The organism is Brevibacillus sp. M2.1A (genome assembly GCF_013284355.2).
In the GTDB taxonomy this organism is placed as follows: domain Bacteria; phylum Bacillota; class Bacilli; order Brevibacillales; family Brevibacillaceae; genus Brevibacillus.
Genome location: NZ_JABSUY020000001.1, coordinates 445,126 through 471,208, shown reverse-complemented (window position 1 = coordinate 471,208; position 26,083 = coordinate 445,126). Strand labels below are relative to the sequence as shown.

The following is a 26,083-nucleotide window of genomic DNA, read 5'->3' as shown; positions in this document are numbered from 1 at the left end:
TTCTATCGATTTTTTTGATAGACCATACAATACACAGGGACATCATCGATTTTGGTTTGTTCTTGTAACGTAAATCCGAGCTTTTGATACAAACCCACATTCTCTTCCTTTTCCGTATCTAGCGCGACTCCCTGCGATTCGTGGTCAGCCTTTATTGTTTGAAACAGGTGTTGCATTAGGGTTTTGCCGACTCCCTTGCCCTGAGCCTCTGGTTTTACGCCAATCATAATGAGGTAGTGATGCTTCCAGGGAGGAGCGGCAGAACGTGTGATGCGCATATAGGAATTAAGGAGTATCAGCGTTTTTCCAGAAAGTCGAAATACTAACGGGATCAATCTACCGATTAACAGGAATCCCCCTTTTATATTCGAATGCTTGTTTGTTTGTGGCTTCTCGACGACGTAAGTGCCGAGCAAGCTGTCTTCGTCAAAAATGCCCCACACTTCCTCGTGAAATAGAAAGCTTTTATCAAACAGAAAAGACAGAAAAGCTGTAATGCTTTTTCTTGCTGTATGATCGAGCTCTGAATCCCCAAATACATGCAGAAAGAAAGGATCACGCGAAAATGCCCTACTCATAAGGGATACGAATGCGGGTTTATCTGACTTTGTGAGTTTGGAAAGGCGGTAGGATGTCTTCATTTTTCTTTACCTGTGTCGTCGATTACTTTCCCATAATGATTGACAGCAAAGCTAAATAACACTTTTACCATAAAGAATAAGCAGGTGATCAACAGAAACGGATGCATGCCCGGCAGCAATGGTATCCAGCCAAGACCAACAGACAGGAGAATGCCTGCGACAAACAGCTGCGAACGATGCCTAAAAAGTGCATTCACAACAAAAGCTCCTACAATCGTATAAGCCCATACCCCTATGGAATACGCGAGGTTTTGCTGTAAGAGAAGGGCAACCAGGATGATATGGACGTGAATGGCGATGAAGACGAGGCGATTTTTTTTACGTGCGGCATAAAAATTGCTGGTTGAGATCGTAAAATTCGCTAGGCAGCCAGAAAATATATCGAATACAAGCAACAATGCAAGCGTGCTACGCCAAATGGGCAAGCTCTTTGTGAGTTCAGGGAATCGCAAATAGAGAGCAGTGGTCAGGACTCCGCCGAACAGCAGGATAGCTGCGATCGAGCCAATGCTCTGCTTTTCACCGAAGACGTCATGCAAAAAAGATGGAATCCGTATTTGTTTCATGATAAATTCACTCCTATCCCTTAAAATATGTAGTAAATATATTCATTTACTACAAAATCATTATAACTATCGAAGTCAGTTCATTTCAATCGTTTTGTAGTGAATTCGTTGAATTGCTCTAAATCCTGAGCTACACTACAAAAAGAGGTGGAGAAGATGAACGGATTCGAACGACGAAAACAGAACAAAATCGATCAAATATACAGCGCCGCTTTTCAATTGTTCTCTAAGCATGGCTTTCAAAAAGTCAGCGTAAATGAAATTGCGCAGAACGCGAAGGTTTCTCCGGCGACCATTTATAACTACTTTGGGACAAAAGAACAGCTCTACGCGGACATGCTAATGAATTGGATGGACAAGCAGTTAGAGCAGTACGAGAGAATTCTCGATTCGGGGAGTTCTTTTCCTGAAAAGACAAAGGACATCATGCTGTTGGAAGCCAAGAATTTGCATACCCTCACGGACGAGCTTCAGAACGCCCCCTTTTCTGAACTCAGTGGTTTGCTGCAACGAATTGAAAGCGAATACGAGCAAAAAATCAGGCATTTTTTTACGAGGTTTGTCGCGCTTGGGAAGCAGGAAGGTTATATTCAGCGTGATTTGACAGAAGAAATGATGATGATGTACTTCACGATGTACAAAAATGAGCTGGGACGCCATTGGGAAGCGTCGAATCGTGATCGAGTAACGCTGAGTATGGAGCAATGGGTGGATATGTTTTTCTTTGGTTTGGTTGGACAGAAGCAGAAGTAGGACGAAAGTAAAAAAGCTCTTACCCAAAAATTGGGGAGAGCTTCTTCTTTCATCAGAGATCGTAAAAGTCTGTATGCCAATCCGTTTTTACAATTGTGCTGTGCTTAGAAACAAAGTAGCGTGTAAATTCCCACTCATTTTCGCGCAGGTAATCCAGCGATGTCTGTGCAGTCATAAATTGATAGCCGGCGATATATCCCGTAAAAAACTCGCCCCAATTGTTATAGGCTTGTTGTGTTTGTCGGACTGCTTGTAGCTGAAACTGTCTCGCTTCTTCTTTGCTGATATAGCCGTAGTCCCCTTTCCCACGACTTAAAAAGGAAGCCCAGGTATAATCATAGGCGGCGATCCCTTCCGCCGGGAGCCTACGCATATAGAATTGAACAACCTTCGCCTTGGCGATGCGTTCCTGATCTGATTCCAAGGAGTCGATATATTCCTTTCGCCCTGATTCCGACAAGGCAGTCATGAAATGGTGAAGCCGGGCAAACTCTTTGCGCTCCCCTTCTTGCAGCATCCACGTTAATCTAGCTCTCTGGCTTGCTGCGTCCTTCATGCCCCATTTGGTGTAGTTATCCTTTACATCGATTAAACGAGTGCCTGATCCGATTGTAATGGCTGCATGCATGCTGTAAGTAAATAAAGTAAATTGCTTTTCCTTCTTACTGGTAAAGATGAACATGTGCGAAAGTTCACTCCTTGTTTTTCAGAATCGAGTGAGGAGGTATATCTTGTACAGGGAACGAAAGAAGACGCGATACAAGAGCAGCAGAATGATCCCATAGAAAACAGCAGAAAACGGTGGCCACGAGAGCTTATGCTGCTTCGCATCGATCAGATGATCTGTTACGAGATAGTTGGCATCGTATGTAGACGTAAGGCCTGGCTGCTGTAGAATCTCCTCTGCGTCATCCAGTACTTTTTTTGGCATTTCTTGTATGTTTCCAAGCTCGATCTCAAGCGTTTTGGTTTCATTCATCTTTACCGCTTGTTCTGCTGTAGCCAAGAGTATGACCGGTGCCCCGTCCAAGTGGCCAATGTACACCCAGGCTGAGGGGGCAATATTAGGGCCTTTTTTGGCGACCGACATGTACGATTCATACGTAATGGTGCTGTTTCCGTCTGCATCCGTTTGTTGATACTGAAAAATCCCGAGAGGATGAGCATCCGTTATCTTGGTAGTGATGAATTGGTTGGGCTCCATTCGGTCGAATTCGTATGCAGATGTGATGTGGATAGGTCCATTCACAACATGCTTAACGTAGGAGATGGGTCCCAATCCCGTATGATCCTCAAACGCCTCTGAGAAAAGAAAATGGAAAAGCACGATGAGAGCAAGGATCACCGTTGTAAAGATTACTTGAAAACGAAGAGCTTGCTTCGTTTGCGTGTGCAAGCCTTTTCGTTCTCCCAGCTCAGCAATCAGCGGTTGCAAGGCCAGCTCCCGATCTTTTGCTGGCAGAGTCTTCGCCTGCTTCACCATGTCTGCACGAAGCTGCGTGAGCATGATTAGCGCCTGATAATCTTCTGGATTAGCTGCCAATAACTGCTGAAAGGTGGCTTTGGCCAAAGCGGCGTCACCCAGCTCCAATTGACATTTTCCAAGCAGGCTGAGTGCTTCTGCGTGACTCGGGACCTGAGATAGAATGTATTCACATTCATTCCGAGCCTCGGTGAAGTGCTGATGATTGTACCAGATATAGGCCCGGGCCACGTAGTTGTCGATAGCGTCAGGCTGAAGGCTGATGATGCGGGAAAAAGCGTCAATCGCGCCATCCATGTCGCCGATGCGCTGGCAATACTCCCCCAGCAGTCGAAGCAAATCAGGATCATCGGCAAATAAAGCAATAGCCGCGTGGAGTGAACGGTCGGCCAGCTCCAATTGATTTTCTTTCAATGCTTGATAAGCTGCATCGCGATAAGACAAAAACAAATCACGATCGATATCGGTTGCTTGGAGCAAAGTGTCAAAACGCAATCCGGGCTCGTCTAGCTGTTTTCGATAATAAGTACAAAATTCTTCTGAGTGGTCGTCCATATAGTAAGGTTTTTCAATGAGTTCTCGCCAATGAAAGCATTCCTCCAGCTTCACCCACACGCTTTTTGGCAGTCGGCTCTGTTGGATATCCCAAACCAGGTCAGAATGGAGCAGCCTCGTCCAGTTTTCGGGATTGATTCTGGAGGGAAAGTCGTCGTACAAAGCTTGTACCTGCTCTATAAAAGCGTCGATTGAGTCCACCTGATCATCACTGTCAATTTGCTCGTGAACGTCGTCTATGTGCAACACGCGCTGAACAGTCAGCGTGGGAACCTCTTCGTCTACTTCCTCTTCCTCTGGTGTAGAAGGATCGACCGGAATTGGCTCCATCCGCAGTTTTCCCTGGCCCTGCTTTGCCATTTTAATAGCAAGATCGTATGCTTCTCGCAGTTGTTGGTAGCCCCCCGGATCATCTTCCGGGTGATGCAGCTTTAGCTTTTTCGCATAGGCTTTTTTAATCGTCGAAATATCTTCGGTAGGATCAATGTCCAGTATCCTCCAAATATTCACAAGTCGTCACGCCACCTTTTACGTGTGATTCATCTGTTGTTTCATGATTATAATCCACTGCGGATAATTTTAACTATCAAGGAAAAATAAAAAAGACGCAGACCTTCTTTCCTTATGAGAAGAAGATCCGCGTCTCGGAAGCTTTCAGTCAGCAGGCTGTGTCAACAACAGAACTGCATTGTGTCTAGTATCTCTAATTTGAGATAACCGTCATTGAAGACGACGATTTTCATAGGCTTTTTATTACGATTTGATCGTATGCTTTTTCACCTCTGGCAAGATTTTCGTTGCGATCAGTTCAATGTTTTTCGCAATTTTATCAAAAGGCACGCCGCCAAAATCGATTTGCGCCATGAAGCGTTGTTGTCCGTACATTTCGTATTGGTAAAGCATTTTTTCGATGATGACGTCAGGGCTGCCAATCATTAATGCATCACGATAATCGACAGACTGTGCAAACTGTTGCTTCGGATAGCCACCGCCACGCAATGCGATAAACCCACCATTTAGATGCGGATAGAACTCGCGAAGCGCATCCGAAGTTTTGTCGGCTGTATAAAACAAACTCGTTGTCGCTACCGGCAGAGTCGCTGGGTCAAAACCATTTTGCTTCGCAGCCTCCCGGTAAGCATCGACGGAACCTTTGAAGTTGATGGCTGGACCTCCGAGTGTGGTCAGCATCATAGGCACGCCAGCTTGGCCGGCTTTAATCGCGCTGGCAGGTGGCCCACCTACTGCACGCCAGATAGGAAGACGTCCTTGTAAAGGCTGCGGCAGGATCGTAGCGTTTTGTAGCGGTGCACGGAACTGCCCTTCCCAGGTCACGCGATCCTCGTTATTTAGTTTGAGAAGAAGGTCCATCTTCTCTTCAAACAATTCCTCATAGTCGCGCACATCGTAGCCGAGGAGGCTATATGCTCCTACTCGGGAACCGCGTCCGGCAACAATTTCTGCCCGGCCATTGGAGATCAGATCCAAGGTAGCGAAATCCTCATACACGCGGACCGGATCGGATGTACTCAATACAGTGGCGGAGCTAGCGATTTTAATGTTTTTCGTAGCTTGTGCGATCGCTCCCAGAATGACGGTATGTGCTTGTGTCGTAAAATACGTCTGGTGGCTTTCGCCGACAGCGAATACATCAAGCCCTGCTTCATCTGCCAGCTTACTTGCCTCAATTAATTCCTTGATGCGCTGTTCAGGAGAAATCTTGGAGCCGGTGTGTGGATTCGGGACATGGTCGCCAATCGAATACAAACCGAATTCAAGCCCCTTTTTGGTATCGATACGATATTGTTCCATGTTGATTCACTCCTTTTAGTCTATAGGTGTCAATTTCGCTTCAATTTCTGCACGGCGTTCTTCGAGGAATGGAGGTAAGTCCAAAGCTTTTCCGAGCTCCTCGACGGTGGAATCTACTGTGAAGCCAGGACCGTCTGTTGCGATTTCGAACAAAATGCCGTTTGACTCACGGAAATACAAGCTTTTGAAGTAGAATCGATCCACGATCCCTGTTGAGCGGAAACCGCGTTTTCGTACGGCGTCATCCCAGTATTGCAGCTCTTCATCGTTTTTCACGCGAATTGCCAAGTGATGAACACTTCCTCGACCCGGTTTTTCAGGGGCCCCCTCTTCTTGCTTGATGACAATTTCACCGAAAGATTTTCCTGGGACGGATTGATAAATGGCTTCTTGTTCCGAGCGTGATACTTCGGTATAACCGAATGTGTCTGTCAACAGATTGGCTAATTTGTCCAAGGAGCGGACGGTAATCTCGACCGTGCCGATTCCCAAGATGCGATGCTTTTCTTCGATCACGGATTCGTCCCATGGAGCCCAATTCGCTGGAACTCCTTCGCCGTTGTTATTGATCAGGATCAGTCGCAGCCCTTCCGGGTCTTCAAAATGCAAGGCATCACGGCCTGCGTACTTGGTAATCTCGCCATGGTGAACATTCAGTTGCTCAAAACGTTTTTTCCAAAAGGTCAAGCTCTCCAGTGACGGAACGAGCAGTCCGATTCGAGTGATCGCGTTCGTGCCGCGTACGGTTTTTCCTACCATCGGCATTTCAAAAAACGACAACTCTGTTCCGGCGCTGCCTGTCAAATCTCCGTAAAACAGGTGATACATCGACGGGTCGTCCTGGTTGACGGTTTTTTTCACTCTGCGCAGTCCCAATACGTTTTGGTAAAAGTGATTATTCGTTGGAGCATGCTTGGTTAACATAGATACATGGTGATGGCCTGGAATGGTGTACATGGCAGTTTCCTCCTTGTTTAACTTGACTAATCAAGTGAGTGTGCAAAAAAAATTACACAGGTGGTAATTCTTTTTTTTGGCTATTCTTATGAACACGTGTCATCAAGGCGTAAAGTGTTTTTTGTTCTTCTTCACTTAGTACCTCATCGAAGAATGACGACTGAAACGCTAGTTGTTCAGGAAAGGCTTGTTCCAGAACAGCTTGCCCTTTTTCGGTAAGGCTGATCGTTTTTGTTTTCCAATCCTGCTTGCGTACAATGTAGCCCTCTTTTTCAAGTCTGACGAGCATCCGAGAAATACCACCCTGTGTAACGGTTACCTTCTCAGCTAACTCCGACTGGGTGAGAGGCTGGTAGACGCTAATTTGCATCAGGACATCGAATTGTGCTGTTGTTAAGTCGAAGCGTTTGAGAAACTCATTTGATAGCTGGTTGCTCTGGGTGGTAAACCGCATCAAGCGTAACCAGATTAATGAACCTATGGTGTTATTACGCATGTTAGTTTGCCTCCCTTCGCTGAGCTTATTATCACTTTACTACTCAAGTGATAAAAAAGCAAGCAATCTCGTTTGTCTGAAAAAAAGAGATAAAAAGTAGGCTGTTATCCAGGAAAGGATGACAGCCCTGTTTTCTAGCTGGAACGAAAGTGTAGACTAAACCGTCTTTTTCAACGTTTCAATCAATGTTTTCAGGTGAGGAAGATTCCGATTTTTCACCTGGTAGGGCAGATACAAATCGTTATGAACCGTGTAGGACGGGTACATGATCTTTACTTTGTTTCTGGACAAATGGTCATCCAGCATGAACGTGGGCAACAGGCTGATGCCAGCGCCATGCTCGATTGCCATCAGCACACTGTGCAAATCCGGTACGACGTGTGTCGGATGCGTTTGTGAGCGCTTTTGGAAATGCTCGCGCCAAAAACGGCGGATGATCGGCAAATCCAAATCATAGTTGATCCATGGCTGGGAGCATAACTGCGCTTCATCATGACCAGTAGGCTCATAACCGGGGCTGATCCACAGGCTACTGAATGAGCGAACTGCATTTCTTCCGATGAGGGTGTATATACTTCATGGAGCTCTTTTGAAGTAGGGTTTCTTTTAAATCGCGGGTAGGCAGTACGTTCAATAGATGCTATGTGTTCCTCTCCTCATAGGATCTATCTGATTTTCATATTCCTTTACACGTCGATAAAAGGTATTGGATTTTAGGTTAAGGCGCTTCATACATTCGGTGGCTGTGATTGAACCGGACTTCCATTCCCCATACAACTGAATGAACTCTGCATTAATCTCGTGCTTACGTCGTCCGAATTTCACTCCGTTATTTTTGGCAACTTCTATTCCTTCCGCCTGCCGTTGCTTATTTTTTTTTTCGTTCCTGTTCAGCTACGTAGGAAAGAAGGCTTAAAAATTGATTCTCCATTAACTTTCTGTGATTTTCTTCCATTCTCTATTGATACGATCATAATCCCGTCCTAATCGGGCGATAAGCTGTCATATGACAGTAAAAACGCATCATGGTGACATAATGGCATCTTGGCAGTATGACAATTACTTTGCAATACTCGGGGAGACAAATCGCTTCGCAACGAATGAATGAATAATACGATTCTTTAATCAAAAGGAGAAACGAAATGAACAAAATTTCTATGCTCACTGTATCGACAATGATTACCGCGACTCTATTACTGCCATTACAAGGAACTGGTTTTGCAAAGCAGGCGGATCCCCTCGTTACTACTTACAGTCAAGATTCGCAGACCAAAGCCAAGCAACTTATCGATGAAGCTGCTAACCATCAAAATATACCGGGCATAATTGTAGCTTCCTCAAACAAAGGATCAAAATGGGCATATGCTTCCGGTGAAGCAAGCATTTACGGTACTGATCCGGTTAAGACGAACTTTACTTTCCGGATCGGTAGTCTAACAAAGACGTTTACTGCAATGGTCGTTCTTCAGCTTGTTGATGAACAAAAACTGAGCCTGGATGACACGATAGAAAAATGGCTGCCTGATGTTGTTAAGGGTACTGAATATGAAGGGGATCATATCACGATTCGGCAACTATTAAACCAAACAAGCGGTATTCCTGACTATTCAGAACACAAGGATATTCTCGATAAATTACTCCCAAACCCGTTACATTCCTTTACTGCTGACGAATTAGTTCGTACTGGACTGAACATGAAGGCGACCTCTAAGCCTGGAGAGAAATGGGTTTATTCCAATACGAATACGGTACTGGCAGGGATGATTATTAAGAAGGCTACTGGAGAAACATACGGGGAACATATTAGGAAACGTTTCATAGCTCCCCTTAACCTAACGAGTACTTATGTACCCGACGACTACTCGTTTATTCCAGGTGAACATGCACGAGGATACTTCGTACTCGACGGTCAATTCATAGACAGAACCGAAATGAATCCCTCTTGGGCAGATGCTGCGGGATCTATGATCTCCACAGCGGATGATATGAATACATTCTTCAGTGCTATACTTAGTGGCAAGCTATTAAAACCAGCTACTTTAGATCAGATGTTAACTGGGGTTGAAACTCCAGTAGGTGAATACGGCTTGGGGATCCTTGGAACAAAGCTGACGAATGGTATTACGATTTGGGGGCATGGCGGCAACTGTCCAGGATTCGCAACGTTCACAGGTGGAACTCGCGGCGGGGATTATGTACAAACCCTTAATATCAATGCGATGCCTTCTGAAATTAATACGTTGACTCTTTCCAAAAGCATTGCCGAGCAACTCATTGGCTCTTCATCACATTAAGAACACCAGCAAGCTGGCACTGGAAATTTCCTATTCCGGTGCCAGCTTGCTGCCATCTCGGAGCCCAAACATCCCAAACATATGCGAAGTTTAGTTACACCCCATATGCTCTCATTTGTAAACCGCCGACATGTAACTGCCCAGAAGATCGATGCAGCCATACGTGACATTCTGAATCAATACAATACACTAAGCCTGCCTAAACTATGGGGAGACGGGAAGACAGCTGCTAAAGACGGAACGAAGTTCGATTTGTACGAAGAAAATTTGTTATCTGAATATCATATTCGTTATGGTGGGTATGGCGGAATTACTTATCATCATATTTCAGATACCTACATTGCTTTATTTAGTCATTTCATTCCCTGCGGAGTATGGGAAGCTGCCTACATAATAGATGGCCTACTAAAGAACAAATCAGACGGGGGAGATGGCGTGATCGCTGAGAATGATCCAGAAGAACAGGAAAAACGCATCAAGTACAACGATCTTGTAGCGAATGCAGTCATCTTTCAGAATGTTATAGATATCACCCTGATTTTACGGGACTTGATTTAATTGATGGGGTCATACTATATTGCCTCCTGTATTTTTTGATTGGGATACAGTTGCTATTCTAAGGTCGAGTTATCGATAAAACAAATTATGTTTTAATAGCGTATACATAAATAAATTTATCGATATAATTGAAAAGGAAAAAGGCTTATTGCTCTTGGAGTTCCCAAGGCAAAAGCCTTCTATCAATTTTCCTTTTTAACTTAACGGTTAAATTCCTTTTCGAACATGGCTTGGTTAGTGACGACAGGTTCTGGACCGACCGCATTGATGTTCGTCACCAAAATATCCTTCCCGCCTAAGGTACCACCCGCTAACGTTTCAAACCCATGAATGCCGCCTCCATGAACCCAATAGGTCTTTCCGCTCGGCAGTGTCACCCCGTAAATTCCCAGCCCATATTTGCCAAAAGGCGATTCCACACCTGTTGTCATCTGCTTCATCATCTCGTCATTTAATAATTTCCCACCCAAAAGCGCACTAAAAAAAGTGGTCAAATCTTTCCCTGTCGAAATCATTTCCCCCGCAGCATTCGCGAATGAAGGATTATACTCTGTGAAATCAAACAGTTTCCCTGCCCGATTCAAGCTATAGCCTGTGGCATGCTGGCCCGGGATTTTTGGATTACTACCACTAAAAGATGTATTTGTCATCTGAAGCGGGTCGAGGATCCGTTTCTTCATCTGCACATCGTACGTTTCTCCTGTCACCTTTTGAATAACAAGACCAGCCAGTACGGTATTTGTATTCGAATAGTCAAAGCCAGCCCCTGGTTGAAATACTGGCGGCTTAGCCAGTCCCATACGTACAAGGTCATCAACGGTATATTGAGGGAATGAGGTAGCGTACCGCATGTCTGTATTCGTATAGCTTGCAATCCCGCTCGTTTGGTTCAATAACATACGAATCGTGATTTTGTTGCCGTCATACCCATTACCCTTTACCACACCTGGGAGCCATTTTTCTACCGAGTCTTCCAGATTCAGCTTTTTCTCCTGAGCCAACTGTAAGACAAGGGTAGCAACAAACGCCTTTGTGACACTGCCAATACGGAAAGTAAAGTCTGGTTCCATCGGATTTTTATGATCGAGGTTGGCTACACCCGCTGCATAAGACCAGTATTCTCCGTTTCTTAACCCAGCGGCAATTATTCCAGGGACTCCCTCGACTTTTGCTTTCTGATCAATGAAGTCCTTCATTTCTTGCCCATGTTTTTGAGCTGCTTGATCCGGGGTGGATGGTTGCTTGGCTTGTCCCGAGAATTCAGTCATCTGGATGTTCTCCATATGAGAAACAGTATCTCCTAATGCATTGATACTCATCGCGATCACGTGCTTGCCGTCTTTTGTTCCACCTGCGAAGTTGGTGAATCCAGGAATGCCGCCTTGATGCCCCCATATGGTAGTGCCATCCGGCAATGTTACTTCCTGAATACCGAGTCCGAATTTCCCGTATGGATTAGAAACAGTGGTTAACATTTCTTTCTGCATCTCAGGTGTTAACAATTTTCCGCCCAATAAAGCGCTAAAGAACGTTGTTAAATCTTTCGTAGTCGAGATCATAGCCCCTGCTGCGTCTGCAAACGAAGGGTTAAGGTCAGTTATATCCATTAATGTACCGGCATTGTTAAAGTATCCATTCGGACTGTTTTTCGGAATGGATCGAGAGTTTTCCGGGAAAAACGTTTCTGTTAGTTGAAGCGGCTCAATCACTCGTTTCTTGATTTGTTCGGCAACCGTTTCTCCTGTGACCTTTTGGATAACGAGTTTCATCAGCACTGTATTCGTATTCGAATAGCCACCTGTGGTCGGTGTTTGCTTTAATGCGCGAGAAATGAGTTGTTCTGCTGTAAACGTTTGAGTGGAGTTCTGGATTATACTTTCCTTGAGTTCATCATCTAAGTAGTCTGCCACTCCACTCGAATGATTTAATAACTGACGAATCGTAATTTTGTTACCGTCATATCCGTTTCCTTGAACGACACCTGGCAGCCATTTTTCTACCGAGTCATCGAGGCTTAGCTTCTTTTCCTCAGCTAATTGCAGAGTCACTACACCGACGAACGATTTCGTTATACTCCCGATTCGAAATGAAAAGTCAGCTTCCATCGGTTTCTTACTTTCTATATTCGCTTCGCCGGAAGCATACGACCAGAAATCATTTCCCTTCTTTACTGCAAAGAGGACACCTGGAATGTTTTCGCTGGCAGCAGCTTTATCAATCGCTTCTTTTATTTTGGCATGATCCGTTTTCTTTTGTTGCGTGATTGCTTGGTCCACACTTGCTTCCGCACAACCGTAAGTAGGAAGTATCAGTGTCCCTATTAATAGTGCAGATAACGTAAGGGACGCTCCTTTTTGCATAGGGAATGGTTTCATTTCTCATCGCTCCTGTAAGTTGATTTGTGTTGTCTTTACACATCCACCTTATTCTCAGGGCTGTAAAATCACATAGTGACAATACCGTTCTATCTATGCATGACATCGTGCTAACCGATCATATTTACGGCATGATAGAATGTCATAAAGGCTATATGACACGGCGCATTTTGCTTGACGAATCGGGAATTGGTGAGGCATGATGAGTCAGAAACATTCGGGAAATTCCTTACCATTCAAACGAGCAGGAGTACATGACAAATGTTATCTATGATAAAAAAATGGTTCTGGTACAATTGGGTGATTTTTGCCTTGCGAACGATTTGGCTAGGTATCATCGTCATCGCAGATATGATGTATCCGGCAATGATAGCCGTTCCGTTCGGAGTCATCATCCTAATTGCCCTTTTGGTTTATGCCATTCCATTGATCGTTCAATATAGAAAAAAAGATTGGTATCTGGCAGTCGAAGTCGTAATGACAGGCTTTTTTTATCTATTTGTGGCCTTTGTAGCACCAGGATGGACTTGGCCTTTCGTTTTACTAGTAATCATTATTGGTGTGGCCAGTAGTCGCAGAACGTATATGTGGACGGGAATCTCTAGTGGGATTATTTTTCCGGCTTTAAACGGGTTGATTACCAATCGTCTCCCGTACGAGTTTATGTTTAGTTGCAGCTTTGGTTTTGCGATGGGGATGGCATTTAGCATATTAATTGAGTCACATAAGCAAGGTCGCATCATTCAAGAACAGAAGCAATTATTGGAGCAGCATATTAAGCAAATCGAGGAGCTGACACTGATCGAGGAACGTAATCGGTTGTCACATGAGTTACATGACACGATTGGCCATTCGCTAACCTCTCTGATTGTTGGCGTTGAGTCGCTCCGATCCTCGGTTCCTGATTCACAGGTCGAACGAGTTGATAAACTTGTCTCCATAGCACAGGGCAGCCTGGATGATATCAGAAAGCATTTGCATCAGCTCTCTCATGCTCATGCTCGGTTCAACCAGTCGTTAAGTGAGTCACTCCTGGAACTGACGGAAGAATTTATGAAGTCAACAGGTGTAACGGTCAACTTCCGTGTGATCGGCAGTGAGACGCTCGTTATGCAAAAAATGAGCATTTCTTTATATCGTTGCCTGCAAGAATTGCTTACAAATGCGGTTCGTCACGGCCAAGCAAGTGTGATAGCTGTTGATCTGTATTTCGAAAGTCAGCAACTCCGTTTACAAATCGAAGATAATGGCAACGGACTAGAATCCAGCGAATTCGGCTTAGAACTAAAGGGAATAAAAGAACGGCTTGAGCAACAGCAAGGTACGCTGTCCGTTCATTCACAATCAGGGCAAGGGACCGTTGTCATTTGTAATGTTCCCATACAGGCAGAAGCTGGACAGGGAAGTATCCGTCTGCTTATTGTTGATGATCAGGTGATGATTGCCGACAGCTTACAGCAAATCTTAAGCCAGCAGGACAACTTTATTGTTGTGGGTACAGCGAGTGATGGGCAAGAAGCTTTAGAACAGTGTGAGCGACACCAGCCGGATATCGTGTTAATGGACGTGCACATGCAAGGGATGAACGGACTGGAGACCTTCCTTCAAATGAAAGAACGCTGGCCGAACATGAAGATTGTGGTCATGACAACGTTTGAGGATTCGGTACAGGCAGCATCAGCGTTGGAGCACGGGGCGGAAGGATATATGCTGAAGTCTACTCGTCCAAAAGAGATGATGGAAGCGCTGAAGCTCATCTATAGCGGGGGGACGTGGCTTGATCAGTCGATCGCTACACGCGTATTTGAAGAGATGAAGCGCCAACGTGAGCAATTAGAGAAGTATAGCCCGAATGATCCATATGGATTGACGAAACGGGAAAGGGAGATTTTACAGCTTTTATCGGATGGGCTTCGTTACAAGTCGATTGCCACCAAACTATATTTATCGGAGGGAACGGTACGGAATTACTGTTCCACTCTTTACTCGAAGCTCGGTGTCAGCAACCGGGAAGAAGCAATTGAACTGGCACGAACCGAGAGTATCCTATAGATGACAAAAAGACGGGAGAAATCCCGTCTTTACTCTTCCGGCGTTCGGTCGAGGAACAGCCGCGTTACCTTTGTGTAATCCCCTTTTTCCACTTCTTTTTCCGTCGCCTTTTCTTCCAAAGGATCATGACCGTACATGCTTGGCGCTACTGTGGGCTCGTGCTCGGCAGAACCTCGCTTTTTCTCCATGATTCACCACTCCTTTTGCCAGTAGGGTGTGATGGATGGCTTATTCTTATCCCCGATTGCAGCATATGACATAGGAAATGCTATTTCAAAAGTACCGATCTTCAAGATCCGGTGCTTTTTTTGATGACAAATTGTCATATGGGGTAGGGAGAAACCGTTGGTAACAGGGCGTCTCAAACTTATGACAAAACGCTACTTGTTGTACAGGCAGTGCCCATGCGATACTTTGCGCCAACGAAGCTTTTAGGGGGAAATAGAAATGAACTTTTACAGAAGTAGCATCGTCGCGGTATCGATTTGTGGTTTACTCATAACAGGATGCACGAATACAGCTCCATTAACCGAGACGGACAGCGAACAACAACAAGGGAAGAAGGCAGAAAATCTAAGTCCAAAAGAATGGTTAGAGCTGAACTCTTTTCAATTGAATAGCGCTGAGCCTGGGACTGATCTTAAAGATATTGAACCGCTGCGCCAAATGATCGGTTCTGCTTCAATCGTAGGTTTAGGTGAGGCAAATCATGGAAGTCGTGAAATTTATACGATGAAACACCGGTTTGTTGAATTTCTCGTCATGGAAATGGGCTTTACCACCCTTGTATTAGAAGAAAACTGGGGCAACGCATTGAAACTTGATCATTACGTTCTCACAGGAGAAGGGAATCCGAGTAAATTCCTAATGCCTATATTTCAAACAAAAGAAATCGTAGACATGCTGGAATGGATGCGTGAGTACAATGTCGATCCCGAGAACGAAACGAAACTGCGGGTGGTCGGAATGGATGTACAAAATGTCAGCGAAAATGTATACGATGAGATCAGACAGTATATAAAAAAATATAAGCCTGACCTGCTGCCCCGTGTGAATAATAAAATGAAGGAACTTGCCGAAGTTACGAAGGACCTGGAAACCTATTCAGCTTTGCCACAGGCCATTCAGAAAAAACATCAGGAGCAAGCGAAAGAAATCACGGAAATATTGGAACAAAACAAAAGCAGTCTGAACGGCCAATCCAAGGAGTTCGCAAGGATTAAGCAACACGCCAAGGTCATTGAGCAATTTACTGGCATGTATTTCAACTTCTCGGAGAATCCATCTGATTTATTTTTGAAGCATGATATCGCGATGTTTGAGAATGCGAAGTGGGCTCATGAACAGCTGGGAAAAACAATCGTATGGGGTCACAATGGGCACATCGCAAAGAACAATATGTTGCAAGAGGTATACCCGAAGCTCGCCGGTCAGTATTTACTGGAGCATTATGGAAAGGAATATGTAACGATTGGAACTTCATTCGGGAAAGGCGATTATAACGCGTTTAACATTGAAAATAAAATTGTTCCAGCTACCATTGAATCGAATGATCCAAAAACATTCAATCATACTCTGGATCAAGTCTCAAAGGATCAATACTTTGTTGATTTACGGAATGCTACAGGTCTCACCCAAAAATGGTTAGAGGAAGAACGGCCGTTTTTGATCGGATTCGGTTCTGCTGATCCAAGCAAACCAAACTCTATAACAACTTCGCTTGGGCAAGCATTTGATATTCTCATTCATTTAGACACAGTGAGCGCTGGCGAGCTTGTTCGTTAAATAGCAGAAAGAAACCGGCATTTACCCAAGAGCATTGGGAAAAATGCCGGTTTTATTATACCAGAAACCCCATCAAGCGCTTCACATTGTCGGTGTTTTCGCGGGATGTCAGCGACTCCAGCAAGGTGAATGCCACATCAAAAGCGGTCGAAGGGTTGTACGAGGTGATGATATTGTTGTCGATGACGATGGATTGGTCAGGGATGACAGTGGCACCCATCGCTGCCAGCTGCTTTTGTCTCAGTTGGTTGTTCAGGTTGTAGGTCGTTGCGTTTCGTCCTTGCAAAATCCCGCTTTTCCCGAGGGGCAGAGCACCCACGCAGATGGAGGCAATCATTTTGCCTTGCTTTTCAAATTCACGTATGAAAGCGAGAACGTCCTCGCGATAAGCATCTTCATAAAAGCCCGCCTGCTCAAAACCGCCAGGCAGTGCCAGTGCATCGAAGTCATTTACATCCGCATCGTCGATCACCATCTCGGGGATCACAGTAAAATTCCACGTGCATTTCAGCTCCTTGCGCGTGCCCACCGTCACGAGCTCCGTTGTTCCGTCGCCCTCTTCCTTGTTCCAGCCGATTACGTCTGTAAATACGCTAGCCTCTACTGCCTCAAAGCCATTCGGTAATAACAAGCACACTTTTTTCATAGAAAATCAGCTCCTCTGTTCGAATCGTTCAAGCCGTACCGGTACTTATCAAGAATCATATGCTATCATTAATTATTAGTAAAAATGAAAGTTCTGAAGATGATCTTCAGGATTTCTAATAATAAACATGCGAGCAGGGGGGAGCCGGGATGGAGATTCGCCAGTTTCAAACCTTTAAGGCAGTCGTCGATTTCAACAGCTTTACGAAGGCCGCACAGGCACTGCAATATTCACAGGCGACGATTACATCCCATATTCAGCAGCTGGAAGAAGGAATGGGTGTCCCGCTGTTTGATCGACTGGGAAAGAAAATTCAGTTAACCGCCTATGGCCGTGAGCTGTATACGTACGTCGAGGAGCTGCTGGTTTCGTATGCGAAGATCAAGGATATATCGGCAAATGAGCAATCACTGCAAGGCGAGTTACGCATCGGGGCCTCGGAGACAATTACGATCTATCGGCTGGGTGACATTTTGTCCAGGTACAGAGCGTGCTATTCGGGCGTGAATATTTCGTTTGTAATGGACGACTGCATTCGCTTGCGGGAAAAGCTGCATGATGGTCTATTGGATATCGTGATCACGCTGGAGCCAAAGCTCGATGATCCGAATCTGGTCGTGGAGCCGTTCTCTACCGAGCGACTGGTTTTTATCGGTGGGCGGGATCATTCGTTTGAAAAAATAGAGGATGCTGGCGAGGAATGTATGATTTTCAGTGGAGAGCATTGTGCTCTGCGGCGGTTTTTCCTACGCTTCCTGGAAAAAAGGGAGATCAAGCCGAAGCATCACCTGGAGTTCTCCAGTATGGAAGCGATCAAGCAGAGCGTGGCAAACGGGCTAGGCGTGAGCTTGATGCCGTATATTAGTGTCGAAGCCTTGTTGAATGAGCAAAAAGTGAAAATGATAGCGTGCGAGGAAGAGCTGTTGTTCTATGCGCAAATTGCCTACCATAAAAACAAATGGCTTTCACGGGCGCATAAGAAGTTTATTGATTTCATGCTGGAAAGTCGGGATATCGGGTAAAGAGGTAAACAGCCAGTCTGTTTTGGTCGAGAACCAGAGCAGGCTGGTTTTATTTTCGGAAAATTTCATAACTTGTTTGACATTCGTTTTTCTACAATGCTAAGATCGAAGTGAAAGTAAACGAAAGATAAAAAGAAACAAAACGAAACCATACAATTTATGATCGTAAGGAAGTGAAGCAATATGCTGGCAGCCGAACGGCATAGCAAGATCCTCGAACAATTGAAGGCAGAACAGAGCGTAACCGTCAGCCAATTAAGTCTGGCGCTGGATGTGTCTGAAGTAACGATCCGAAAAGATTTGATCAAACTCGAAAATGATGGTCTGCTGACGCGCATTCACGGGGGCGCGACGATTACGAATTTCTTGCCATTGGAGCGCAGTTTCACAGAGAAGCTGGAAGAGAGAAGCGAAGAGAAGCAAGCGATTGCTCATCAAGCGCTGTCGCACATACAGCCGGGGGACACGGTTATTCTCGGGGCAGGGACCACGATGATGGAGCTCGCCAAGCTGCTGCGCGGCTTGAATGATCTGACGGTCGTGACGAATGCGGTCAATATCGCGATGGAGCTGAACAGTCAAGGCAAGCATCACGTCATCTTGATCGGGGGAGAGATGCGCCACAAGTCATTTGCGCTCGTTGGTTCTGTCGCATCGGACAATTTGCGAGGACTTTCTGTTTTCAAATGCTTTATCGGGGCAGATGGGGTTCATCCGGAAAATGGACTGACGACGCTCAATCTGGCCGAAGCGCAAATTAACCAAGTCATGATGGAACGCGCCAGAAAAGTCTATGTGCTCGCCGACCATAGCAAGTTCGGCGAGACGCATTTGGCGAAGTTCGCCGGGGTGTCCGATGTCGATCGGATTATTACAGATGCGGCGGCACGGCATCTTGTCAGTAAGTATGCGGAGCTGGGCATCAACCTGGAGCTGGCCAGCTTGCAGGGCGTGACCAGGTAAACTACGAGATCAGAAAGGAAACGGAGGGATCGATATGGCGTTGGTATCATCGACACAGATGCTGCGCACAGCAAGGGAGCAAGGATATTGTGTAGGCGCCTTCAACGTACACACGATGGAAATGCTCCAAGCAGTAGTGGAGGCGGCTTGCGAAGCAAACGCACCGCTCATTTTACAGACCACAGTCGGAACGGTCCGGCATCTTGGACCGGAGTATGTAGCAGCAATCGCCCGGGTAGCCTCAGAAGAGGCCCGGGTGCCGATTGCCCTGCATTTGGATCACTGTCATGAAGAGGAACTGATCATGCGATGTATCGAAGCGGGTTATACATCAGTCATGATCGACGCGTCGATGCATCCTTTTGCAGAAAATGCGGAGATGACGCGGCGTGTAGTGGAGCTGGCTCGGGAGCGCGGTGTCAATGTGGAGGCAGAGCTCGGCAAGGTCGGGGGCGTGGAGGACGATCTTGTCGTCGATGATGCAGATGCTGCACTGGCTGACCCGATTGAGTGCGAGAGGTTTATCGAGTTGACTGGCGTGGATACGTTGGCACCGGCGATTGGTACGGCTCACGGGATTTACAAGGGGGAGCCGCGCATTGATTTTCCTCGCATCGAGGAGATTGCCCGTCGTGTTTCTGTACCACTTGTGTTGCACGGCGGCTCGGGAATTCCCGAGGAGCAGGTGAAGCGGGCGGTTCAGCTCGGCATGGCAAAGATGAACGTAGCGACAGAGCTGCGTATCGCGTTTTCGCAAGCGATCAAGGGCGTTTTTGACAACAACCCGCAGGAAAACGACCCGCGCACCTATATGAAGCAGGCCAAGCAGGCGGTTAAAGAAGTCGCACTCGCCAAAATGGAGATGTGCGGTTGTATCGGAAAAGCGAATGTACGTTAATCCAAAAAGACAGGAAGGGACGATTTTACATGCGTATAAACCTCGATGATGCGAAAGCGTTGCGCGAACTGGACACGATTTCTGCCCTGCAAGATACGGAAAGCTACGATGAACAGTTTAAAACAGGTTTAAAATTATCTGATAGTTTAGATGTGTCTAATATTTCTGTTAAAATTGAAAATATTGTGGTGCTTGGCACTGGGGGCGGTTCGGCTGCGAGCGTCAATTTGATCAAGTCGTATTTGTTTGACGAGCTGCAAGTGCCGCTTCAGTTAAATCAAGGGTATACCATCCCGGCTTTTGTGGATGCGAAGACGCTCGTCATCGTCGTTAGCCATTCCGGCAATACAGAAGAAGTCGTCAGCGGCTACGAAGCAGCTATCGCCAAAGGAGCACAAATCGCTGTCATTACGGCGGGCGGAAAAGTATTGGAGATGGCCCGTGAACACAATCATGCGTGCTTGCTCGTGCCAGGCGGAATGATGCCGCGGATCGTACTCGGCTATATTTTCTTGCCGATTCTCGCCATCCTGACGAAGCTCGGGCTGATTTCCGACAAGCGTGCGGAGGTCGAGGAGACGATTGCCCTGTTCGAGGAGTGGAAGCACATCTACGGAACGGATTCTCCGATCGCGAAAAATGAAGCCAAACAAATCGCTATCGAGATGGATGGGCTGATACCTGTCGTGTATGGAACGCTTCCGTTTTTCGATGCCCCTGCGTGGCGTTGGAAAAACCAGCTAGGGGAAAACAGCAAACTGATGGCATTTTGGAACGCCATACCGAGCCTGCACCACGACGAGGCTGTGGGTTGGGATTCGCCGTCTGCTCTGCTGAAGGGTGTTCATTTTACACTCATTCGCGATCTGGAGGACAGCGAGAAGACGATCCAACGTGTAGAGATCAGCGCTGACATTTTGCGTGAGCGCGCTGGTGGGGTAAGCGTGGTTCATTCCCACGGCGTGTCCCGAATGGCTCGTTTGTTTTCTATCGTGTACTTGGCTGACTTCGTGTCGCTGTACGCTGCCCTGATTCGCGGCGTCGATCCAACCCCGGTAGAAGTGATCAATTTGTTCAAACAAAAAATGGGGCAGCCGCTCGTTACTGTGCAGGTGAGATAGCATGCTGGTAACGGTAACGCTGAACGCGGCCATCGATAAGACGTATCGCCTCTCGCATTTTCGTTCTGGAGAGCTACACCGCACGGGGGATGTACTGAGCTTGCCCGGCGGAAAAGGGATAAATGTAGCGCGTGTAGCGAAAGCATTGGGGCAGGATGTAGTCGCAAGCGGTTTTGTCGCCGGTCATAACGGGAGGTTCATCGCGGAAGGCTGCGAACGTGAGGGGATCACGTCCTCGTTTATCGAAACGCGCGGAGAATCCCGACTGTGTCTCGCTTTTCTCGACGAACAGGAAAAAACGGTGACAGAAGTGCTAGAGCAGGGTCCCTTGCCCAGTGAAGAAGAGATCAGTCGCTTGCAAATGCGTTTGATCGAGCTGGCGGATCAGGCACAGTACATGGTTTTTTCCGGAAGCTTGCCAGGTGGCGTTCCAGCCGAAACATACGCTGCACTCATTCGAGGTGTCGCCAGGAAAGGAACCGCATGCGTGCTGGATACGAGCGGTCAGGCACTGTTAGAAGGAATAAAGGCAACGCCCACGCTCATCAAGCCCAATCGACCGGAAGCGGAAGCGATTCTTGGATTTTCGCTGGATAGCGACGAGGCACGTTGCAGAGCGATACGCGAGCTGCGTGAGCGCGGTGCGCAGCGAGTCCTTCTCTCGTTAGGGGAGGAGGGCGCGTGGTTTGGTGATGGCCAGGAGACGTGGCGTATTTCCGCGATCCCGTTGGCGGATGCCGAAGTGAAAAATACAGTGGGCTGCGGTGATTCCATGCTTGCGGGTGTCCTTGTCGGAAAGCTGCGGGGCTTGGCTTGGCCAGATGCGATTTGGTTGGGGATGGCATGCGGCGCGGCGAATACACGGTCGTTTGGAGCAGGCATGATCGAGCTCGATGATGTGCAGCAGTTGAGGAGTCAGCCGATGCATGTGGAGCGAGTCGAGTAGAATAGCTGGTTCAGAAGGGAGGAGTAGCATGCGTCATGTAATTGGCCTCGATGTCGGTGGTACGACAATGAAAGGGGCGGTCATAGACGAGAATGGGCAAATTCTCCTCCGGGCTGCCAAGGAGACAAAAGTCCATAACAACTTGCCCATCTTGATTGAGCGAATGGCTGCCTTGATTAAAGAGCTGCGGGTTCAATCACCCGTTCCAATAGAGGCAGTAGGGATCGGATTTCCTGGTCCTTTTGATGCGGAAAATGGGATATCGGTTCACTCGCCCAACTTTCAATTGCATCAGGCAGACTTGCGGACACCACTCGCGAAGCTGGTGGAGCTGCCGCTTTTTTTTGAAAACGATTTACGGACGGCTGCGCTCGGAGAAGCCATATTCGGTGCGGGCAGGAAGGTAAGCCACCTCATTTTTGTGCCGCTTGGTACAGGGGTGGGGGCAGGGATTGTAAACGAAGGCAAGCTCGTTCGGGGCAGTCACGGATTCGCGGGAGAGATTGGTCATGTGCGTTATCCAGGGCTTACCGCTCCATGCAATTGCGGCAAGCTCGGTTGTGTGGAGACGGTCGCATCTGCCACAGGTATTGCCAGATTGGCTCGTGAGCGCTTGGACCAGGAGCTCGATGCAAATCCGCAGCAAGCAAAAGCCTCTCCTCTGTTTACTCTATGCGATGGACAGATCGAGCGGATTACGGCTGAGCAGGTGGCTACGGCAGTGGAACAAGGTGATGCGGTGGCGACCTGCGCATGGAACGAAGCGTGTGAAGTAACTGGCTGGGCCTTGTCTGTGTTGGTGAACGTGTGCAACCCGCAACTCGTAGTGATCGGCGGTGGCGTCTGCCGGGCTGGAGAGCTATTGCTGGCCCCCGTACAAGCAAGTGTACAACGGTACGCCATGGAAGTCGTTCATCAACAGACAAAAATCGTTTTGGCCGAGCTCGGTGCGGATGCAGGCATGCTCGGTGCTGGCGCCTTGGCCCTGCAAGGCATGAACAGGGAACAAGGAACCGTGAAAATGTAAAAAGAGGAGTGTACATCGATGCAGCAACGGTATGACTGGGCAAATCATCAGCTGCTAGAGCGAAACCGCTTGGCGGCGCGGGCTTACTTTTTGTCTTACCCGGAAGAATCGGGAGCACTAACGTATGAAAGAGGCGCGACACCGTGGTTTCAATTGTTGAATGGGCATTGGCAGTTTGCTTACGCAGAATCACCACTGCGTGTGCCGGAAAACTTTTTTGCCGCCGATTACGATGCGAAGGAGTGGGCGCGAATTCAGGTGCCGGGGCATTGGCAGCTGCAAGGGTACGGGAAACCGCATTACACGGACTTGTACTATCCGTTTCCGGTCGATCCGCCGCATGTCCCGTCAGATAACCCGACAGGCTGCTATTTGCGAGAGTTTACGGTTGCGTCTGGGTGGAAAGATCAGCAGGTGATCCTGCGGTTTGAAGGGGTCGACAGCGCTTTTCATGTGTGGCTGAACGGAAAGGAAGTCGGCTATAGCCAAGGAAGCCGCTTGCCATCTGAGTTTGATGTGACGGAGCTGGTGCAGGAAGGCAGGAACCGCTTGGCAGTTCAAGTGTACCAATGGTCGGACGGCACGTATGTTGAGGATCAGGATATGTGGTACTTGAGCGGGATTTTTCGGGATGTTTCCCTGATTGCCAGACCGAAGTTGCATGTACGAGATCTGGCAGTCGTGGCTGATCTGGATGATGAATTTCGCCATGGTGTGCTTCGCGTACGTGTCCATGTAGAAAACAGTTCCGCTGCTGCCTATGACGGGGTGAGCGTGACCGCAAAGCTGCTGGATCAATCCTACACGCCTATCGCTTCGCTAACCGACACCGAAGCAGGCGAACTGGCAGCCGGACAGGAAAAGGTCGTGACCTTGGAGCTTCCGGTGCAGGAGCCGAAAAAATGGTCGGCGGAGGAGCCGAATCTGTATCACCTGCTGCTTGGGATTGAGCAGGGGTCGGGCGAAAAGACAGAAGTCATCCCGATCCGCGTGGGCTTCCGACGGATCGAAGTAAAAGGAAACAACTTCTTCGTAAACGGTGTAGCGATTCGTCTAAACGGTGTGAACCGCCATGATCATCATCCCGATCTTGGGCGAGCAGTCCCGTATGAAACGATGCGCGAAGATGTGCTCATGATGAAGCGTCACAACATCAACGCTGTTCGTACCGCCCATTATCCGAACGATCCGCGTTTTTACGATTTGTGCGACCAATACGGATTGTATGTCATGGACGAAACCGATTTGGAGACACATGGCTTCCAGTTGACGGGCAACATTAGTCAACTGAGCGATGATCCAGAGTGGGAGCAGACGTACGTGGAGCGTATGGAGCGCATGGTGGAGCGCGACAAAAACCATCCGTCGATCATCATGTGGTCGCTTGGCAACGAATCCGGCTTCGGCTGCAACTTCCGGGCAATGGCCGCTTGGTGCCGACAAGCGGACCCGACTCGTCTCATCCACTACGAGGAGGATCGCGAAGCAGAAGTGTGCGACGTATTTTCCACCATGTACTCCTCGGTTGAAAAAATGATTCAGCATGGTGAAAATGAACATCTGCAAAAGCCGCATATCATGTGCGAATATGCTCATGCCATGGGAAATGGACCCGGTGGCTTGCGCGACTACGCCAATGTGTTTGACAAATATCAACGCTTGCAGGGCGGTTTTGTGTGGGAATGGATTGATCACGGCTTGCGCCAATTTACACCGGATGGGCGAGAGTATTATGCCTACGGGGGAGACTTCGGGGACTACCCGACGAATGGCAACTTCGTCATCGATGGACTGATTCGTCCAGATCGCACGCCATCTCCAGGGCTGCTCGAATACAAAAAAGTGATTGAGCCGATCGTCGTAGAAGCGACTGATTTGGAAAGCGGGCTCGTCACCATTACGAATCGTTATGATTTCCGCACGCTTGCGCACGTGAAAATGGTCTGGAGTGTGACAGCAGACGAACAAGTGATGCAGAGCGGAACGCTGTCGCTGCCGCATACAGAAGCAGGAAGTCGCACGATTGTAGCTGTTCCGTATACCTTGCCTGCACAGGTGCCGGCTCGAACCGACTACTGGCTGACGCTCTCCTTTGTGCTGGATCAAGATGAGAGCTGGGTACAGGCTGGACATGAGCTGGCTTGGGCGCAATTTGCCTTGCCAATGACTGCTGCGCAACAGGTTACGGTCGCTCCGTACCAATCTGTGTTAGGCAGAGTGGATGGAAAAGAAACGAAAACAGACGTGACCCTTACCGGAGCAGATTTTCAGTTCGTTTTTGACAAAGTGAGCGGTGTGCCGACGAGCTGGGTGTTTGCAGGCAAGGAGCTGTTGGTGGCAGGACCTCGACTCACGTTTTGGCGTGCTCCGATTGACAATGACATGTACGTAGTGGAAGAGTGGCGCAAGGTGTACCTTGATCGTTTGCAAAACCGGGTGGAGCATGTAAGCATCCAGCAGGATCGAGAAGATCGTGTGGTCATTACCTGCGATGTGCGGATTGCTCCGCCTGTATACGACTGGGGATTTGCGTGCCGCTATACCTATACCGTGTTCGGAAATGGCGAAGTGCAAGTAAATGTTCAAGGCACACCCAAAGGCACCTCGCCAGCGATGCTGCCGCGAATCGGCTTGAAGCTATTGGTCGCCAAAGATATGGAGCGCGTCTCGTGGTATGGTCGTGGTCCGGGAGAGGCGTATATCGACAGCAAGGAAGCCAATCGTATCGGGGTGTATAACGCGAGAGTGGATGAGTTGTACACGCCATATGTATTTCCACAGGAAAATGGCAATCGCACGGACGTCAAATGGATGTCGATCACGGATCAGCGAGGCATTGGACTTTTCGCGATGGGTCAACCGACACTGGAATTTAGCGCACTTCGCTATGATACGGACGATCTGGAGCAAGCAAAGCACACGACAGATCTCGTAAAACGGGAGTATGTCACACTGCATCTCGATTATCGACAAAACGGGCTGGGTAGCAATAGCTGCGGACCCAAGCAATCCGAGCAGCATGCCCTGCGTCCAGAGGAGTTCCAGTTCCAGATGAGGTTGACGCCTTTTTCGAAGGATACGATTTCTCCGGTTCAGCTGTATAAGCGGAATTTGTGTGACTAACGATGTTGCT

Annotated in this window: 22 protein-coding genes and 2 pseudogenes; 12 read left to right on the top strand and 12 right to left on the bottom strand. The window is 47.6% G+C overall.

Going from position 1 to position 26,083, the window contains the following annotated elements; translation table 11 throughout:
- Positions 1 to 2: 2 nt before the first annotated feature.
- Both HP567_RS02070 and HP567_RS02065 read right to left on the bottom strand, forming a co-directional pair.
- Complete coding sequence (locus tag HP567_RS02070) at positions 3 to 641, bottom strand: GNAT family N-acetyltransferase (protein ID WP_173611694.1); 639 nt, start codon at positions 639 to 641, stop codon at positions 3 to 5.
- Positions 638 to 1,207: a hypothetical protein gene (locus HP567_RS02065; protein ID WP_173611695.1), complete on the bottom strand. Its 570-nt coding sequence runs from the start codon at positions 1,205 to 1,207 to the stop codon at positions 638 to 640. Before HP567_RS02065 ends, HP567_RS02070 begins: the two co-directional genes overlap by 4 nt.
- A gap of 156 nt (positions 1,208 to 1,363) precedes the next feature.
- Here HP567_RS02065 and HP567_RS02060 point away from each other — a divergent pair, with 156 nt between their 5' ends.
- Entirely contained in the window at positions 1,364 to 1,960 is a 597-nt protein-coding gene (locus tag HP567_RS02060) for a TetR/AcrR family transcriptional regulator (RefSeq protein WP_173611696.1), read from the top strand.
- 52 nt (positions 1,961 to 2,012) lie between these two features.
- Here HP567_RS02060 and HP567_RS02055 read toward each other — a convergent pair whose 3' ends face one another.
- The 7 genes and pseudogenes from HP567_RS02055 to HP567_RS29935 form a co-directional block, all read right to left on the bottom strand.
- Positions 2,013 to 2,642: a DUF1266 domain-containing protein gene (locus tag HP567_RS02055; RefSeq protein WP_173611697.1), complete on the bottom strand. Its 630-nt coding sequence runs from the start codon at positions 2,640 to 2,642 to the stop codon at positions 2,013 to 2,015.
- A 24-nt stretch (positions 2,643 to 2,666) separates the two neighbouring features.
- Entirely contained in the window at positions 2,667 to 4,508 is a 1,842-nt protein-coding gene (locus HP567_RS02050) for a tetratricopeptide repeat protein (protein WP_173611698.1), read from the bottom strand.
- A gap of 243 nt (positions 4,509 to 4,751) precedes the next feature.
- Positions 4,752 to 5,810: an LLM class flavin-dependent oxidoreductase gene (locus HP567_RS02045; protein WP_173611699.1), complete on the bottom strand. Its 1,059-nt coding sequence runs from the start codon at positions 5,808 to 5,810 to the stop codon at positions 4,752 to 4,754.
- A 15-nt stretch (positions 5,811 to 5,825) separates the two neighbouring features.
- A complete protein-coding gene (locus HP567_RS02040) occupies positions 5,826 to 6,767 on the bottom strand; it encodes a ring-cleaving dioxygenase (protein ID WP_173611700.1) in 942 nt (313 codons plus the stop codon).
- A 52-nt stretch (positions 6,768 to 6,819) separates the two neighbouring features.
- Positions 6,820 to 7,263 (bottom strand): MarR family winged helix-turn-helix transcriptional regulator, encoded by a 444-nt coding sequence (locus tag HP567_RS02035; RefSeq protein ID WP_173611701.1) that lies wholly within the window; start codon positions 7,261 to 7,263, stop codon positions 6,820 to 6,822.
- Positions 7,264 to 7,419: 156 nt separating this feature from the next.
- Entirely contained in the window at positions 7,420 to 7,725 is a 306-nt protein-coding gene (locus HP567_RS02030) for a LysR substrate-binding domain-containing protein (RefSeq protein ID WP_370648065.1), read from the bottom strand.
- Positions 7,726 to 7,893: 168 nt separating this feature from the next.
- Positions 7,894 to 8,200, bottom strand: a pseudogene (locus HP567_RS29935) (hypothetical protein); the annotation flags it as partial.
- A gap of 205 nt (positions 8,201 to 8,405) precedes the next feature.
- Here HP567_RS29935 and HP567_RS02020 point away from each other — a divergent pair.
- Positions 8,406 to 9,557: a serine hydrolase domain-containing protein gene (locus HP567_RS02020; RefSeq protein WP_173611702.1), complete on the top strand. Its 1,152-nt coding sequence runs from the start codon at positions 8,406 to 8,408 to the stop codon at positions 9,555 to 9,557.
- 93 nt (positions 9,558 to 9,650) lie between these two features.
- Positions 9,651 to 10,109, top strand: a pseudogene (locus HP567_RS02015) (Tn3 family transposase); the annotation flags it as partial.
- Between the two features lie 206 nt (positions 10,110 to 10,315).
- Here the strand turns inward: HP567_RS02015 and HP567_RS02010 are convergent.
- On the bottom strand, positions 10,316 to 12,490 hold the full coding sequence (locus HP567_RS02010; protein WP_173611703.1) for a serine hydrolase domain-containing protein: 2,175 nt from the start codon (positions 12,488 to 12,490) through the stop codon (positions 10,316 to 10,318).
- A gap of 261 nt (positions 12,491 to 12,751) precedes the next feature.
- Between HP567_RS02010 and HP567_RS02005 the strand changes: the two genes are divergently transcribed.
- The gene (locus HP567_RS02005; RefSeq protein ID WP_173611704.1) at positions 12,752 to 14,542 is read left to right on the top strand and encodes a helix-turn-helix transcriptional regulator; all 1,791 of its coding nucleotides are present in this window, start codon (positions 12,752 to 12,754) and stop codon (positions 14,540 to 14,542) included.
- Positions 14,543 to 14,571: 29 nt separating this feature from the next.
- On the opposite strand, the gene HP567_RS02000 is transcribed toward HP567_RS02005, so the two are convergent.
- Positions 14,572 to 14,730, bottom strand: coding sequence for a hypothetical protein (locus HP567_RS02000; protein ID WP_172801873.1), 159 nt, complete (start codon positions 14,728 to 14,730; stop codon positions 14,572 to 14,574).
- A gap of 259 nt (positions 14,731 to 14,989) precedes the next feature.
- On the opposite strand from HP567_RS02000, the gene HP567_RS01995 reads away from it, so the two are divergent.
- Positions 14,990 to 16,327 carry an erythromycin esterase family protein gene (locus HP567_RS01995; protein WP_173611705.1) on the top strand — a complete coding sequence of 446 codons (1,338 nt, stop codon included), beginning with the start codon at positions 14,990 to 14,992 and terminating at the stop codon, positions 16,325 to 16,327.
- A 55-nt stretch (positions 16,328 to 16,382) separates the two neighbouring features.
- Here the strand turns inward: HP567_RS01995 and HP567_RS01990 are convergent, their stop codons facing one another.
- Positions 16,383 to 16,973 (bottom strand): DJ-1/PfpI family protein, encoded by a 591-nt coding sequence (locus tag HP567_RS01990; protein WP_173611706.1) that lies wholly within the window; start codon positions 16,971 to 16,973, stop codon positions 16,383 to 16,385.
- Positions 16,974 to 17,122: 149 nt separating this feature from the next.
- On the opposite strand from HP567_RS01990, the gene HP567_RS01985 reads away from it, so the two are divergent.
- The 7 genes from HP567_RS01985 to ebgA all read left to right on the top strand — a co-directional run bounded on the left by HP567_RS01985 (position 17,123) and on the right by ebgA (position 26,073).
- Positions 17,123 to 17,995, top strand: a complete 873-nt coding sequence (locus HP567_RS01985; protein ID WP_173611707.1) for a LysR family transcriptional regulator — start codon at positions 17,123 to 17,125, stop codon at positions 17,993 to 17,995.
- Between the two features lie 183 nt (positions 17,996 to 18,178).
- Positions 18,179 to 18,958 carry a DeoR/GlpR family DNA-binding transcription regulator gene (locus HP567_RS01980; RefSeq protein WP_173611708.1) on the top strand — a complete coding sequence of 260 codons (780 nt, stop codon included), beginning with the start codon at positions 18,179 to 18,181 and terminating at the stop codon, positions 18,956 to 18,958.
- Positions 18,959 to 18,992: 34 nt separating this feature from the next.
- Complete coding sequence (gene fba / locus HP567_RS01975; protein WP_173611709.1) at positions 18,993 to 19,856, top strand: class II fructose-1,6-bisphosphate aldolase; 864 nt, start codon at positions 18,993 to 18,995, stop codon at positions 19,854 to 19,856.
- 29 nt (positions 19,857 to 19,885) lie between these two features.
- Positions 19,886 to 20,977, top strand: a complete 1,092-nt coding sequence (locus HP567_RS01970) for a bifunctional phosphoglucose/phosphomannose isomerase (RefSeq protein ID WP_173611710.1) — start codon at positions 19,886 to 19,888, stop codon at positions 20,975 to 20,977.
- A gap of 1 nt (position 20,978) precedes the next feature.
- The gene (locus tag HP567_RS01965; protein ID WP_173611711.1) at positions 20,979 to 21,923 is read left to right on the top strand and encodes a 1-phosphofructokinase family hexose kinase; all 945 of its coding nucleotides are present in this window, start codon (positions 20,979 to 20,981) and stop codon (positions 21,921 to 21,923) included.
- Between the two features lie 28 nt (positions 21,924 to 21,951).
- Positions 21,952 to 22,950, top strand: coding sequence for an ROK family protein (locus tag HP567_RS01960; RefSeq protein ID WP_173611712.1), 999 nt, complete (start codon positions 21,952 to 21,954; stop codon positions 22,948 to 22,950).
- Positions 22,951 to 22,968: 18 nt separating this feature from the next.
- Positions 22,969 to 26,073 (top strand): beta-galactosidase subunit alpha, encoded by a 3,105-nt coding sequence (gene ebgA, locus HP567_RS01955; protein ID WP_173611713.1) that lies wholly within the window; start codon positions 22,969 to 22,971, stop codon positions 26,071 to 26,073.
- Positions 26,074 to 26,083: the final 10 nt, after the last annotated feature.